At 54.7% G+C, this 14,328-nt stretch carries 13 protein-coding genes; 6 read left to right on the plus strand and 7 right to left on the minus strand.

The window, feature by feature from the left end; all coding sequences use genetic code 11:
* Positions 1-21: 21 nt before the first annotated feature.
* The 5 genes from FY046_RS03140 (at position 22) to sanA (ending at position 4,810) form a co-directional block, all read left to right on the plus strand.
* A complete protein-coding gene (locus FY046_RS03140) occupies positions 22-417 on the plus strand; it encodes a CidA/LrgA family protein (RefSeq protein WP_133841488.1) in 396 nt (131 codons plus the stop codon).
* A complete protein-coding gene (locus FY046_RS03145; protein ID WP_133841487.1) occupies positions 410-1,102 on the plus strand; it encodes a CidB/LrgB family autolysis modulator in 693 nt (230 codons plus the stop codon). The genes FY046_RS03140 and FY046_RS03145 overlap by 8 nt, the downstream gene beginning before the upstream one ends.
* 126 nt (positions 1,103-1,228) lie before the next feature.
* Positions 1,229-2,119, plus strand: a complete 891-nt coding sequence (gene cdd / locus FY046_RS03150; RefSeq protein ID WP_133841486.1) for a cytidine deaminase — start codon at positions 1,229-1,231, stop codon at positions 2,117-2,119.
* A 126-nt stretch (positions 2,120-2,245) separates the two neighbouring features.
* Positions 2,246-3,943: an NAD-dependent malic enzyme gene (locus tag FY046_RS03155; RefSeq protein ID WP_133841485.1), complete on the plus strand. Its 1,698-nt coding sequence runs from the start codon at positions 2,246-2,248 to the stop codon at positions 3,941-3,943.
* 153 nt (positions 3,944-4,096) lie between these two features.
* A complete protein-coding gene (sanA, locus tag FY046_RS03160; RefSeq protein ID WP_133841484.1) occupies positions 4,097-4,810 on the plus strand; it encodes an outer membrane permeability protein SanA in 714 nt (237 codons plus the stop codon).
* A 128-nt stretch (positions 4,811-4,938) separates the two neighbouring features.
* Here the strand turns inward: sanA and mglC are convergent, their stop codons facing one another.
* From mglC to FY046_RS03195, 7 genes are all read right to left on the minus strand, one after another.
* Positions 4,939-5,949, minus strand: a complete 1,011-nt coding sequence (gene mglC, locus FY046_RS03165; protein ID WP_133841483.1) for a galactose/methyl galactoside ABC transporter permease MglC — start codon at positions 5,947-5,949, stop codon at positions 4,939-4,941.
* A 19-nt stretch (positions 5,950-5,968) separates the two neighbouring features.
* Entirely contained in the window at positions 5,969-7,489 is a 1,521-nt protein-coding gene (mglA, locus tag FY046_RS03170; protein ID WP_133841482.1) for a galactose/methyl galactoside ABC transporter ATP-binding protein MglA, read from the minus strand.
* Positions 7,490-7,566: 77 nt separating this feature from the next.
* Entirely contained in the window at positions 7,567-8,562 is a 996-nt protein-coding gene (gene mglB / locus FY046_RS03175; protein ID WP_133841481.1) for a galactose/glucose ABC transporter substrate-binding protein MglB, read from the minus strand.
* A 319-nt stretch (positions 8,563-8,881) separates the two neighbouring features.
* Entirely contained in the window at positions 8,882-9,922 is a 1,041-nt protein-coding gene (gene galS, locus FY046_RS03180; RefSeq protein WP_133841480.1) for an HTH-type transcriptional regulator GalS, read from the minus strand.
* Between the two features lie 135 nt (positions 9,923-10,057).
* On the minus strand, positions 10,058-11,227 hold the full coding sequence (gene yeiB, locus FY046_RS03185) for a DUF418 domain-containing protein YeiB (protein ID WP_133841479.1): 1,170 nt from the start codon (positions 11,225-11,227) through the stop codon (positions 10,058-10,060).
* Between the two features lie 42 nt (positions 11,228-11,269).
* Complete coding sequence (gene folE / locus FY046_RS03190) at positions 11,270-11,935, minus strand: GTP cyclohydrolase I FolE (protein ID WP_133841478.1); 666 nt, start codon at positions 11,933-11,935, stop codon at positions 11,270-11,272.
* Between the two features lie 233 nt (positions 11,936-12,168).
* The gene (locus FY046_RS03195; protein ID WP_133841477.1) at positions 12,169-13,302 is read right to left on the minus strand and encodes a YbfB/YjiJ family MFS transporter; all 1,134 of its coding nucleotides are present in this window, start codon (positions 13,300-13,302) and stop codon (positions 12,169-12,171) included.
* 102 nt (positions 13,303-13,404) lie between these two features.
* On the opposite strand from FY046_RS03195, the gene ptrR reads away from it, so the two are divergent.
* Positions 13,405-14,283 (plus strand): putrescine utilization regulator PtrR, encoded by an 879-nt coding sequence (gene ptrR, locus FY046_RS03200; protein ID WP_446185743.1) that lies wholly within the window; start codon positions 13,405-13,407, stop codon positions 14,281-14,283.
* Positions 14,284-14,328 lie beyond the last annotated feature (45 nt).

The raw sequence follows: 14,328 nt of genomic DNA on the forward strand, positions 1-14,328 counted from the left end.
TATGCACTCTGGGATCTGACCATGCGCAGCGCTCTCCTGGTTTTATGGCAATATCTTCGCGCTTTCATCATTATCTACCTCTGCCTCTATGCCGGTCGCGGCCTTTCGGCCCTGCTGCCTGTTGTCATTCCCGGCAGTATTCTCGGTATGCTGGTGCTGTTTTCGCTGCTGGCTTCGCAACTGCTTCCGATCCACTGGGTAAAACCCGGCTGCCATCTGCTGATCCGTTATATGGCCCTGTTGTTCGTCCCCATCAGCGTTGGCGTCATGAACGATATGGATATTCTGACCGCTCAGTTCGGCCCGATTGTGATCTCCTGCGTGGTGAGTACGCTGATTGTGCTGGTCACCATTGGGTTGATGTCACAGCGCCTTAATGACCGCCATCAGCGACGCACGGGAGCAAGCGATGAGTGATATCTGGTGGTCGCTGCCGCTGACCGTGCTGGTCTTTCTTGCCGCACGCAAGCTGGCGGCAAAAGTCAAAATGTCGATCGTTAACCCGCTGCTGATTGCGATGGCGGTGATTATTCCGCTGCTGCTGCTGCTGCAACTGCCCTACACGCGCTATTTCCAGGGCAGCGCCCTACTCAATGACCTGCTGCAACCGGCCGTGGTGGCGCTGGCGCTGCCGCTGTATGAGCAGATGCATCAAATCCGTTCGCGCTGGAAGTCGATTATCAGCGTCTGCTTTGTCGGAAGCATCACGGCAATGGTGTCCGGTACGGCGATTGCGCTGTGGTTAGGCGCGACGCCACAGATTGCCGCCACGCTGTTACCCAAATCGGTCACCACGCCGATTGCGATGGCCATCTCCGGCACGCTGGGTGGCATCCCGGCTATTAGTGCTATCTGCGTGCTGCTGGCGGGCGTGCTGGGGGCTGTCTTCGGCCATATGCTGCTCAACCTGCTGCGGGTGCGCAGTAAATCCTCACGCGGTCTGGCTATCGGAAATGCTTCGCACGCGCTGGGGACAGCACGGGCTGCCGAGATCGATTACCAGGAGGGGGCGTTCAGCTCACTGGCACTGGTGCTGTGCGGCATTATCACTTCGCTTCTGGCACCGTTTATTTTTCCGCTATTAATGATGCTGTGGGGCTAAAACTTGCGATAAGTCTCGCATTTTGTTGATCAATTTCATTTATTACATTGATAGAGAGACTTAGATCACATATAACTGGCTGCCGGCCCGCTAACATGGGCTGCATTCAGCGAAAGAGGCCCCACTATGCACCCACGTTACCAGCAGGCATTTGCCACGCTTCCTACCCTGTTACAAAGCGCACTTCAGCCGATCCTGGCCGCGGATGACTTCGCCGGATTTATCACGGCCAGCCAGGCGGGTGAACTGAAGAAGCACTGCGGATTTAACGACAGTGAACTGGCCTTTGCCCTGCTGCCGCTGGCGGCCGCCTGCGCGGTAGCCACCTTGTCTGATTTTAAAGTGGGTGCCATTGCACGTGGTAAAAGCGGCACGCTGTTCTTTGGTGCCAATATGGAGTTTGCCGGTACCACGATGCAGCAGACCGTTCATGCCGAGCAGAGTGCGGTGACGCATGCCTGGCTGCGGGGAGAAAGTGCACTGGCGTGCATCACCGTCAACTACACGCCATGCGGCCACTGCCGACAGTTTATGAATGAGCTGAACAGCGGCAGCGGGCTGACGATTGAACTGCCTGGCCGTGCTGCGGCCACGCTGGGGGACTATCTGCCGGATTCCTTTGGCCCGCACGACCTGGCCATCACCACCCTGCTGATGGACGATATTGACCACGGCTTTATTGCGGCGGGCGATGCACTGACGCAAGCCGCCATTAACGCCGCCAGCCACAGTCATGCGCCTTACAGCAAAGCCTGGAGCGGTGTCGCCTTACAAACCGTCAGCGGCGCGATCTTTGCCGGGCGTTATGCAGAAAACGCGGCGTTTAATCCCAGCCTGCCTCCGTTGCAGGGCGCACTGAATTTACTCAGCCTTAGCGGACATAGCCTGAGCGATATTCACCAGGCCGTTCTGGCCGAAGCCCCGGATGCCGCATTAAGCCAACAGAGCGCCACAGCAGCCACGCTGGCCGCGCTGGGTTGCATGCGTTTGACTACGGTTGTGCTGAAAAAATCGTAAAAGAGTCTTTATAATTCGAGAAAGATCGCAGCTTTTGTTATTGCATGTTAACAAAAGCTGTACTTTCAGATGAATTATTTTAGGATTGGCGCCACAACATCCCGATCCTAATAGAGTATGAATTGCATGGAACTCGAATACGAAAGTAAACGACCGCTATACATCCCTTATGCTGGCCCTATCTTGCTGGAATTCCCCCTTCTGAACAAAGGCAGTGCGTTCTCAATTGAAGAGCGTAATGACTTCAACCTGAATGGCCTGCTGCCAGAAACAGTGGAAAGCATTGAGGAGCAGGCAGAGCGCGCATGGCGTCAGTTCCAGGACTTTAAGAACAATAACGATAAACACGTCTATCTGCGCAATATCCAGGACACCAACGAAACGTTGTTCTACCGCCTGCTCGATAATCATCTGGAAGAGATGATGCCGATCATTTACACCCCAACGGTGGGCGCTGCCTGCGAGCACTTCTCTGAGATTTATCGTCGTGCACGCGGTTTGTTCATCTCTTACCCGAACCGTGCCAACATTGAAGATATGCTGCAAAACGCCACCAAGCAGAATGTGAAGGTGATTGTGGTCACCGACGGTGAGCGTATCCTCGGCCTGGGTGACCAGGGCATTGGCGGGATGGGTATTCCTATCGGTAAACTCTCCCTCTACACCGCCTGTGGCGGGATCAGCCCGGCCTATACCCTCCCGGTGGTGCTGGATGTGGGGACCAACAACCAGCAGTTGCTGAATGACCCGCTGTATATGGGCTGGCGTCATCCGCGTATTACGGGTGAAGAGTACGAAAGCTTCGTGAATGACTTTATTCATGCCGTGAAAAGCCGCTGGCCTAACGTGCTGTTGCAGTTCGAAGATTTCGCACAGAAAAATGCGATGCCGCTGCTTGAGCGCTATCGTGATGAAGTCTGCTGCTTCAATGATGATATTCAGGGCACCGCGGCAGTGACGCTGGGGACGCTGATTGCCGCCAGCCGTGCAGCAGGCAGCAAGCTATGTGAACAGAAAGTGGTGTTCCTGGGGGCGGGCTCAGCCGGTTGTGGTATTGCCGAGCAGATCATCGCGCAGATGAAGTCTGAAGGCCTCAGCGATGAAGAGGCCCGTGGGCGCGTCTTTATGGTCGATCGTTTCGGTTTGTTGACCGATAAGCTGCCCAACCTGCTTAACTTCCAGAGCAAACTGGTGCAGAAAAGCGAAAACCTGACCGCCTGGGACAGCAGCAGCGACTCGCTGTCACTGCTCGATGTGGTGCGTAACGCGCAGCCAAACATTATGATCGGCGTGTCCGGCCAGCCAGGCCTGTTCAGCGAAGAGATTGTGCGCGAAATGCACAAACACTGTGCGCGTCCCATCATCATGCCGCTGTCTAACCCGACCTCTCGTGTAGAAGCAACACCGCAGGATATTATGGCGTGGACCGACGGTAATGCTTTAGTGGCGACGGGCAGTCCGTTCTCCCCGGTCACCTGGAAGGATAAGATCTACCCAATTGCCCAGTGTAATAACTCGTATATCTTCCCGGGGATTGGCCTTGGCGTGATTGCGTCGGGTGCAACGCGCGTCACGGACGGCATGCTGATGGCGGCAAGCCGGGCGCTGGCAGAGTGTTCTCCGCTGGCCAACGAGGGTTCTGGCCCGGTCCTGCCTGAAGTGAAAGATATTCAGGGCGTGTCAAAACTGATCGCCATGGCAGTGGGAAAAGCCGCACAGCTATCAGGCGTGGCAGTGGTGACCTCCGAAGATGTGCTGTCGAAGGCTATCGCGGCCAACTTCTGGCTGCCGCAGTACCGTAATTATCGCCGTACCTCAATCTGATACAGCGATTTCCCTTCCGGGCGGGTCTTACTCTCCGCCTGGGAGGGGTTATTGCGCGAAAAAGCCCCATCCGACACGGTGTGACTTGCTTCACCTCTCCGCCTCAAGTAGCCTTGAATCCATATTCCACCGCCAACCTGAGCGCCATTCCGCATGTTGAAACGCCTGATTTATGGTCTGATTATCATCATTGCCCTGGTGGTACTGACCGCGCTTGGCCTCGATCGCTGGATGAGCTGGAAAACCGCACCTTATATCTATGACGATCTGAAAGCGCTGCCACACCGTCAGGTTGGCGTGGTTCTGGGTACCGCCAAATATTACCGGACCGGGGTCATCAACCAGTATTATCTGTACCGCATGCAGGGGGCGATTAACGCCTACAACAGCGGTAAGGTCAGTTATCTGCTGCTGAGTGGCGACAATGCCCAGCAAAGCTATAACGAACCGATGACCATGCGCCGCGACCTGATTGCCGCAGGCGTGGCACCCTCCGATATCGTGCTGGATTATGCTGGTTTCCGCACCCTCGATTCGATTGTGCGCACCCGGAAAGTGTTCGATACCAACGATTTTATTATTATCACTCAGCGTTTCCACTGTGAGCGTGCGCTGTTTATCGCCCTGCATATGGGGATTCAGGCCCAGTGTTATGCCGTTCCCTCGCCCAAAAATATGTGGAGCGTGAGAACGCGTGAAGTCGGTGCACGTTTGGGTGCGCTGGCCGATCTGTATCTGATGAAGCGTGAGCCGCGCTTCCTCGGGCCGCTGGTGCCCATCCCGGCGCGGCATGAAGTACCGGAAGACGCCCAGAGTTATCCAGCGGTGACCCCGGAGCAGTTACTGGAGATACAGAAGAAGAAATAACAAAAGGGCTGACCAGAAAAGGTCAGCCCTTCAGGCGAGGCGTGCCTCGCCTCTACGTATCGTCGAGTGAGCGCTTATCGTAGGGGACGGGCATGCCCGTCCCGAAACCCGTCGAGCTCGCATCGCCGCTATTTCTTACGTGCGTACTTCAGGGAGTCCAGCGCAACGGCGAAGATAATAATGCCGCCCTTGATGATGTACTGCCAGTAAGGGTTAACCCCGATATAGGTCAGACCGTAGTTGATCACCGTAAAGATAATCACCCCGGTCACAACACCCGCAACCGTACCCACGCCCCCTGCAAATGACACCCCACCGACCACACAGGCAGCGATCGCATCCAGCTCATACATAAAGCCGAGGTTGTTAGTAGCAGAACCGATACGCCCCGCTTCCAGCATCCCGCCAAAGGCATAGAACACACCGGACAGTGCATAGACCAGAATCAGGTTGAAGGGAACGTTAACACCAGAGACGCGTGCCGCTTCCGGGTTACCACCGATGGCGAAAATGTTTTTACCGAAGCGGGTTTTGTTCCACAGGATCCACACCACAAAGATGGCGATAATCGCGTAGAAGGTAATGTATGACAGTTTGAAATCACCGAAACGCAGGAATCCCTGAGCAAAGGTAGAGAATTTCTCGTCAAAGCCCGCGACCGGAGATGCCCCAACGAAGTCGTAATACAGTGAGTTAACACCGTAAACAATAATCATGGTGCCCAGCGTGGTGATAAATGGCGTCACCTTCAGGTAAGCAATGATCAGACCATTAATCAGACCAATTACGGCGCCAATCGCACAGACAATCCCGATAACAACAGCAATCGGCAGGGTTTCCAGATGCGGGAACACCTTATTGGCGTTATCCATTGCCTGTAACAGCGTTGCGGCCACAACCGCAGCCAGACCCACCTGACGTCCTGCTGACAGGTCGGTCCCCTGGGTAACAATCAGACCCGCCACACCCAGCGCGATAATCACACGCACCGAAGACTGGGTCAGGATATTACTCAGGTTCATTAAACTTAAGAACGTTGGATCCTGGATAATAATGATGGCCAGTAATACCAGCAGCACCACATAAATCCCACCTTCTTTCAGCCAGGTGAGCAAACTTTTCTTATTCACTGCTTTCATAGTAACAGCCCTTACATCATTAAAGGTGCAACGATGCCAAACGCAATATTTCGTTTTGCGTGGTAGTCTTCGTTTCGACAATGCCTGCGGCCAGGCCATTACTCATTACCAGAATACGATCGGTAACGCCCAACAACTCTGGCATTTCGGAAGAGATGATAATAATCCCCTTTCCTTTTTTCGCCAGTTCAGAAATCAGCTGATAGATTTCGAATTTCGCCCCAACGTCAATACCACGTGTGGGTTCATCGAGCATCAGTATTTCTGGTTGCGTTAATAACCAACGACCAATAATCACCTTCTGCTGGTTACCACCGGACAATGAACCAATCGAGGTATGATGCCCGGGCGTTTTCACCCGCATAGAGTCAATCACCCATTGGGTATCACTCTTCATTCGGGTGTTATCCAGCAAACCAATACTGTTTTTATATTTACCGATATTTGAAATCAGTGAATTAAAACCAATATCAAGGTAAGCGTAAATCCCGGTAGAACGACGTTCTTCAGTCACCAAAGCAAAACCATGATTAATGGCTTCATTGGCGCTGTTGTTATTAATGGCCTTACCATGCAGCTTAATCGTACCGCCTGATTTTTCGCGAATACCAAACAGTGTTTCAACAATGTCAGTACGTTTCGCGCCGACCAGACCGGCAATCCCGAGGATCTCCCCTTTACGCAAATCAAAGGAGATGTCGCGAATCGACGGCTGACGCAGTGAGGTCAGATTACGCACTTCCAGGATGGTTTCACCCGGCACGTTGGTCTTATCCGGGAAGCGCTGATTCAGCGACCGCCCAACCATCATGGCAATAATCTTATCCATATCCAGCCCTTCCAGCGGCTGAGTGGCAATCCACTGTCCGTCGCGCAGGATGGTAATTTCATCACACAGCTGGAAGATCTCTTCCATCTTGTGAGAGATATAGATAATGCCGCAGCCACGATCTTTCAGCTTACGAATAATCGTAAACAGGTGATTAACTTCTTTTTCCGTCAACGATGAGGTGGGCTCATCCATAATGACGATTTTTGCGTTATAGGAAAATGCTTTCGCAATCTCAATCATCTGCATTTGAGAAACAGACAGTGAAACCACTTTGTCACGCGGGTCAATATCAATATCCAGCTCGTCGAAAATCGCTTTGGTATCGCGATACATTTTATCCTGATCGACGAAAAAGCCTTTTTTTGGATAACGACCCAGCCACATGTTATCCATAACCGTACGTTGCAGAACCAGGTTTAATTCCTGATGCACCATCGACACGCCATTTTCCAGCGCCTCTTTGGAGCTTTTGTAATTAATTTCCTCGCCCTGAAAAAGAATGCTCCCCGTATCTTTACTGTAAATACCAAAAAGGCATTTTAAGAGTGTTGACTTACCGGCACCATTCTCCCCCATCAAGGCGTGAATCGAATGTGGACGGACTTTTAAATTAACATTATCGAGCGCTTTAACACCGGGGAATGACTTACTGACGTCAGTCATCTCCAGTAAAAACTCGCGCTGTGTTTGCACGTTATCGCTGCCCATATTTCTACCCGGCTGAAGGTTTTTTATTCAACGCCTGAAAAACGGATGCTGGAACCAGCATCCGTATCAGATTGTACTTATTTAGGCAGGTCGGCCAGGTTGTCTTTGTCGACCGGGACATAGGCAACACGAACCACTTTGCCATCCAGTTTGTAATCAGTACCTTCGGTGGCAGGTTTACCCGCCGCCAGGTTAATCGCCATATCAATGGTCGCTTTCGCCTGGTTTTTCGCATCATTCAGCACGGTGCCGGCCATTGCGCCAGATTTCACCATCGCCAGAGCTTCTGGCAGCGCATCCACACCAAAGACCGGTACAGAGGACTTGTTGTGCGCTTTCAGTGCTTCTACTGCACCCATTGCCATCGCATCGTTATTGGCGATAACCACTTCAATTTTGTTGCCGTTCGGGCCAGACAACCACGCATCCATCTTATCTTTCGCCTGTGCGGTATCCCACATCGCGGTGTCCAGATGCAGCTGCTGCGTTTTCACGCCATCTTTGTTCAGCGTATCGATCACGTATTTGGTACGGGCTTCCGCATCCGGGTGACCTGGCTCGCCTTTTAACAGCACGAACTGAATCTGACCATCTTTGTTCAGATCCCAGTTGGCATTCGCTTTCCAGTGTTTCTCAATCAGCTCACCCTGCTTCACGCCAGACTCTTTAGAGTCAGTACCGACGTAGTAAGCTTTGTCATAGCTGGCCAGTGCTTTCGCGGTCGGTTCTTTATTGAAGAACACAACCGGGATATCGTTAGCTTTTGCTTTGCTGATCACAACGGCAGCAGCAGCCGGGTCAACCAGGTTAATGGCCAGCGCTTTTACGCCCTTAGCAACCAGTACGTCAACCTGATCGTTCTGAGTAGACTGGCTGTTCTGCGAGTCATTCATCAGCAGCTGCACGCCCGGGTTGAGCTTGGCTTCTTTCTCAATATCCTTGCGCACGACGGACATAAAGTTGTCGTCGTATTTATAAATGGTGACGCCAATACGGGTATCTGCTGCCTGAGCAGTTGCGCCAAACAGCATGGTGGCCACCAGGGCGCTGAGAGTGAAAACCTTCTTATTCATGGTATCTCCGGTTTTTGTAGGGTAGTACTCAACGCCACGTGCCAGTCAATGATGAGGCACGGGGCGATCAGTTTGTTGGCGGCGGCGCGAAATGTTACATCTACGATCTGCGGCACCGACATATTGCTAACATCAAACCCGACTTCCCTGTACGGAATGCTTCCTGAATGCTGTGTGTGAAACTGTTTCGCAGGGAGGGCAAATGAGCGTCACAAGGGGACGTTCTGCCGTTACATAATGTTTCAAACCCTGCAGGACGCTGCCATCATAGAGAAGGCCTTGTTAATTAACTGTGAATTTACTCACAGATTGGAAACGGTTACATCGTAGATTCGCCTGAGTTAGTGACGGCCGCCACATTTTGTCGTGTTGCCACTGAATGGCGTCGCACCAGGGTCGGCATAAAGCAGTGCTGGGCGCTGCTGTCCAGCTCCCCGGCGGCGCCTTTGAGCGCCAGCTCAGTGGCCAGTTTTGCCATAGAAACAATCGGGTAGCGCACGGTACTGAGCTGCGGATCGGTGTAACGCGAGATGGGAATATCATCGAACCCGACGACAGAAAGCTGCTGCGGCACCGCAATACCGTTATCTTTCAGGGCGGCCAGCGCCCCGGCAGCCATACTGTCGTTGTAGGCAAACACTGCCGTCAGCTGCAGGTTACGCCCCAGCAGCTCCACCATCGCCGCCTCACCGCCCTGTAAATCAGGCTCACCGCTGGCACACCAGCTTTCAACGGGCGTCACGCCCTGCTCGCTCAGCGCCTGAGACCAGCCCTCACGGCGCTGATCGTTGTCTTCAATCGGATGTACGGAACCTAAGTAGCCAATGCGCTGGTGACCGTGCTGTTGCAGCATACGCATCGCCATCAGCGCCCCGCTGACGTTGTCGAGGCAAACGCAGCGATGGGCAAAACCGGGGACAATGCGGTTGACCAGAACCATGCCCGGCACCTGCTGCATCAGAGAGGCAAGCTCGGCGTCTGGTAAGGCTTTCGCATGGACGATCAAGGCGTTACAGCGCTGGCGAATCAATACTTCAATCGCGTGACGCTCTTTATCTGCCTGATGATAGGAGTTGTTGATTAACACATGTTTGTGCAGACGCTGGGCAACGGTATCAACCGCTTTCACCAGCGCGCCAAAGAAAGGATCGGACACGTCCATCACCACCACACCAATGGTGTCGCTGACCTGCGTGGCCAGCGCCTGGGCGTTCGCATTGGGACGATAACCGAGGCGTGCAACCGTTTTCAGCACCACCTCGCGGGTGTCTCCGGTCACCGCCGCACTGTTATTCAGCACCCGGGAGACCGTAGCGACCGAAACGCCCGCCTCGCGGGCAACATCACGTATGGTAATCATGAGCGATTACCACTGAAGCCTGTTATTTGCATAGCTCTTCCTGACCCAGACGCATTCTGACGTCTATTCTGTCAGGTGAAAGACCCGGGCTACGTGAAATCCGTCACAGGCTTGAAAACGGTTACATACAATTTTTTAACCTTTGTGATGAACATCATCTTCCAACGGTTTTTTCTCTAGCCCCACCCCGGTCAGCTGGCGCCATAACCACTCGACGGGGCCCTGACGGAATATCCGCAGCCAAAAGTGGGAAAACAACAGGTTAACGACCCAGACCAGCGGAACAATCAGCAGCAACTGCAGGCGGTCGAAGTGATTGAACAATGCAAAGTGGTTAAACAGCGTGGTACAAATCAGCGTCTGTAACAGATAATTGGAGAGTGCCATTCTGCCCACCGCACTCACCATCAGCGTCAGGCGAAAACGCTGGAGCTGCGGCCACCAGCCAAAGCACAGCGCGGCGTAGCCCAGCGACTGCAAGGGGGCACTGATTTCACGCGGCACCTGCAGGAAGAAGCCCGCCCAGCGAAACTCCCATTTGACGTGCCATTGTAACGCAATCGACAGTGCTTCAATCAGCATGCCGGCCAGCACCAGCATCGCGCCCGTACGGCGATAATGTTTCAGGCTCCAGGTGCCGCGCAGCCAGCCGCTGCGCATCAATGCGGCACCCACCATCATCAGGCCCGCCAGCTGCCAGCCATACTGCGCCGCCAGCGCCATCAGCGCCGACCCCAGCATATCCAGGCGATTGACCATCGCCTCCCAGCCACCCTGCGTACGCCAGAAGGTTTCATACTGCACGTCGGCCGCGCCTGCCAGCCATGAACTGTTCGGATTTGGCCCGGATGCCATGCCGAGCACCACCAGCACCGCACTGCCAATCAGATAAAGCATTAACCCGGTATTGAACAGCTGCTTTGTACCGGGGACATCGCGGATCATGCGCCAGGTCACCAGCCCGGTCAGCCCGTAAGCCAGCAGGATATCGCCCTCCCACAGCAGTAAGGCGTGCAGGAAACCGAAGATCACCAGCCAGGAGAGGCGTGACTGTATCCAGCGCTTACCGCGCGGCAACAGCAGTTGTAGACCGGCACCGAACAGGATGGCAAATAGCGTGAGGAATTTTGCCTGGGCAAACAGATCCATCGCCGCCCATACCAGAAAATCGCGGGTCGATGGCAATCCTTGCCAGGCTGGATTCAGATAAGCCGCCTTCGGCAAACCAAAGGCGGTGATATTCAGCAGAAGAATGCCAAGAATGGCCAGTCCACGAATAAAATCGAGAGGAAGAATACGGGACATGGAGGCAATCCTGTAGGGGCCAGGCATGCCTGGCCCTGAACATTAGCGATGGCGTACCGAGCGCAGGAACTCCTGGCGCGTGTTCTGGCTGGACTTGAACAGCCCACCCAACGAGGTCGTTGTGGTGGCGCTGGTGGCATCGCGAATACCGCGCGCTTTCACACAATAGTGCACGGCATCAATGGACACCGCGACGTTGCTGGTGCCCAGCAGTGTTTGCAGTGCGACCAGAATCTGCTGCGTCAACCGTTCCTGCACCTGCGGCCGCGAGGAGAAGAACTGCACGATACGGTTGATTTTCGACAGACCAATCACCTTCTCTTTCGGGATATAGGCCACGGTCGCCTGACCATCGATAATCACAAAGTGATGTTCACAGGTGCTGGTCAGCGTAATATCACGCACGGTCACCATTTCATCCACTTTCATCTTGTTTTCGATAACGGTGATTTTCGGGAAGTTGGCATAGTCCAGGCCGGAGAACACTTCATTAACGTACATTTTGGCAATACGCTGCGGTGTTTCAGCCAGGCTGTCATCTTCCAGATCAAGATTGAGCAACTGCATAATTTCGGTCATATGACCGGCGATCAGCTGCTTACGCGTATCGTCATCCATTTCACGCACAGGTGAACGCAGCGGGGTTTCCAGGCCGCGGGCAACCAGCGCCTCATGAACCAGTGTGGCTTCCTGACTTAACGTCGCCATTTGTCTCTTTTCTCCAGCAGGTCTGACAAAATCCAATCCTCAATAGATTTCATGATGCAGGAAGGCAGCAACCGAACGAATCCCCGGGAGCTTACAACAAGTAAGTGACCGGGGTGAGTAAGGGCAGACAACGCACCTGCAGCGTGAAAGATGAAGAGGATTTCTGAGGCGCTATTTTGGAACACATTTGGAGTCTGATCCAGTGAATCAATTTAATTGTCGATGAAACAGTTTCATTCAGCTGCCGCCTCGCGATGCCACACCAGCACTCCCGCCACCAGCAGCGCCGCCCCGGCCACATACAACGCGGGTTCAAGACGGTGCGTCAGCGCCGTAGAGATGGCCGATAACATCGGCCCCACCAGTTGCCCGACTGCGTAACCGGTGGTCAGTAATCCGGCGAGATAGCGCGTGTGCAGCGGGGCCAGTTCACGGGCATATTGCAGAGAAAGCTGTACTACACAGAGAAAGCCGCCACCAATCAGCGCCGATCCCAGCGCCAATCCGCCCAATCCGGGGATCAGATCCGCTGCAAAAACCCCCAGCGCCTGCACCCACAGCACCAGCGCCAGGCGACGGTTACTGTCACCCAGGTGACGGGTCAGAATACCGATAGCGATCCCCACCACGGCAGCCCCACCAAACACCGGCCAGACAAACTGGCTGATCAGGCCGGGAAAACGTGTGGTCGCCATCTGTGACAGAAAGGTTGCGGGCAGAATATAGCCAAATCCGGCCAGGCTGTAGCTCCATACCAGCCGCTTCAGCCCAGGTGTCAGGCGCAGCGGCTCCGGGGCGGTTTCCGGGCGATGCAACTGACCGGTACGCGGTAAGGTGCGGGCAATCAGCGCCACCAGGGCCAGCGCCAGCACGCCATAAGCGCCCCAGGCCCAGGCCGCGCTGACCTGCTGGCTGTGCAGCCACACCGCCAGCAGTCCGCTGATCAAAATCCCGGTTCCCGGCCCGGCGAACACGGCGGCACTCAGCCCCGGACGCTGATAACGGTGCAACTGCTCATTGCTCCAGGCTGCAATCAGCACCATGGCCCAGCCGCTGGCCCAGCCAATCAGGAAGCGCACCACGCCGTGCTGCCACGGGCCGGAAACCAGGGCGGAAATCAGCGTCAGCACGACGGCTCCCCAGACCCCCGCCTGTAAGCGCCATTCCACGCGCCGCGTAGCACGCATGGCATCAAACGAACCGCACAGATACCCCAGATAGTTCAGCGCCGCCACCACCGCCGCACTCGTCAGCGATAGCTGATTTTCGCCTATCATTAAAGGCACCTGTGGGGTAAAGGCAAAGCGCCCTATCCCCATCGCCACCACCAACGTCAGAAAAGCACATAGCGCAACACGTACTGCCATTTTTGACTCCCGAGCCGATTTTCAGTTGCCATCAGCATGAGTGATGGTTAAAATCACGAAAAGTGAATAATACTAACTAAGTTGCTGACGATAAGAGAACGAATGGACCTGACCCAACTTAAAATGTTCTGCGCGGTGGCTGACAGCGGTTCCGTCGTGCGGGCAGCGGAGCAGTTACATCGGGTGCCGTCAAACCTCACTACGCGCCTGCGCCAGCTGGAAGAAGAGCTGGGCACCGACCTGTTTATCCGCGAGAAGCAGCGCCTGCGCCTGTCGCCGATGGGCCATAACTTCCTCTGTTATGCTCAGCGTATCCTTGCGCTGAGCGAAGAGGCGCTGAACATGGCTCACGGTGGCAAACCGGCGGGCAATTTTGCCCTCGGATCGATGGAGAGCACGGCCGCGACGCGGCTGCCCTCACTGCTGGCAGAGTTTCATCAGCGTTATCCCGCCGTAAACCTGGCGCTGAGTACCGGTACCTCTTCTGAGATTATCGAAAAAGTGCGCGTTGGCACTCTGGCCGCCGCGCTGGCGGATAGCCCGGTCAATGCGGATGAACTCAACAGCTGTGTGGCATTTCCCGAGCAGATGGTGCTGATTTCCAGTCTGGATCATGCCGGGATCATAACGCCCGCCGATGCCGCAGGCAGCACGCTGTTTGCCTTTCGTCCGGGCTGCTCCTATCGCATTCGCTTAGAGAACTGGTTCCGCGATGCTGGCGTCCAGCCGGGCAATGTGATGGAGATTCAGTCGTATCACGCGATGCTGGCCTGCGTTGCCAGCGGCGGCGGGCTGGCATTGCTGCCTGCCGCCGTGCTGGCGCAGATGCCGGGCCACGAACGCGTGCGCCAGCACCCGCTGCCACCTGAAATGCGCGAAACCGAGACCCGACTGGTGTGGCGCCGTGATGCCTTCACGCCCAACGTTGAGGCGCTGAAGTATCTGATTATTGAACAATTTGATGAGAAGTCCAGCGATTAACCGCTGTTTCCTTCAACTCTGGTTACGCTTATTACACCCCTTTGA

It is taken from the genome of Erwinia sp. 1181_3, from assembly GCF_052824965.1.

Bases quoted from the DNA above. Each gene is read 5' to 3' on its own strand.
- FY046_RS03145 (WP_133841487.1), top strand. From the start codon at position 410: ATGAGTGATATCTGGTGGTCGCTGCCGCTGACCGTGCTGGTCTTTCTT.
- sanA (WP_133841484.1), top strand. From the start codon at position 4,097: ATGTTGAAACGCCTGATTTATGGTCTGATTATCATCATTGCCCTGGTG.
- ptrR (WP_446185743.1), top strand. From the start codon at position 13,405: ATGGACCTGACCCAACTTAAAATGTTCTGCGCGGTGGCTGACAGCGGT.
- yeiB (WP_133841479.1), bottom strand. From the start codon at position 11,227: ATGTCCCGTATTCTTCCTCTCGATTTTATTCGTGGACTGGCCATTCTT.
- galS (WP_133841480.1), bottom strand. From the start codon at position 9,922: ATGATTACCATACGTGATGTTGCCCGCGAGGCGGGCGTTTCGGTCGCT.
- mglA (WP_133841482.1), bottom strand. From the start codon at position 7,489: ATGGGCAGCGATAACGTGCAAACACAGCGCGAGTTTTTACTGGAGATG.
- cdd (WP_133841486.1), top strand. From the start codon at position 1,229: ATGCACCCACGTTACCAGCAGGCATTTGCCACGCTTCCTACCCTGTTA.
- FY046_RS03155 (WP_133841485.1), top strand. From the start codon at position 2,246: ATGGAACTCGAATACGAAAGTAAACGACCGCTATACATCCCTTATGCT.
- FY046_RS03140 (WP_133841488.1), top strand. From the start codon at position 22: ATGCGCAGCGCTCTCCTGGTTTTATGGCAATATCTTCGCGCTTTCATC.
- mglC (WP_133841483.1), bottom strand. From the start codon at position 5,949: ATGAAAGCAGTGAATAAGAAAAGTTTGCTCACCTGGCTGAAAGAAGGT.
- FY046_RS03195 (WP_133841477.1), bottom strand. From the start codon at position 13,302: ATGGCAGTACGTGTTGCGCTATGTGCTTTTCTGACGTTGGTGGTGGCG.
- folE (WP_133841478.1), bottom strand. From the start codon at position 11,935: ATGGCGACGTTAAGTCAGGAAGCCACACTGGTTCATGAGGCGCTGGTT.
- mglB (WP_133841481.1), bottom strand. From the start codon at position 8,562: ATGAATAAGAAGGTTTTCACTCTCAGCGCCCTGGTGGCCACCATGCTG.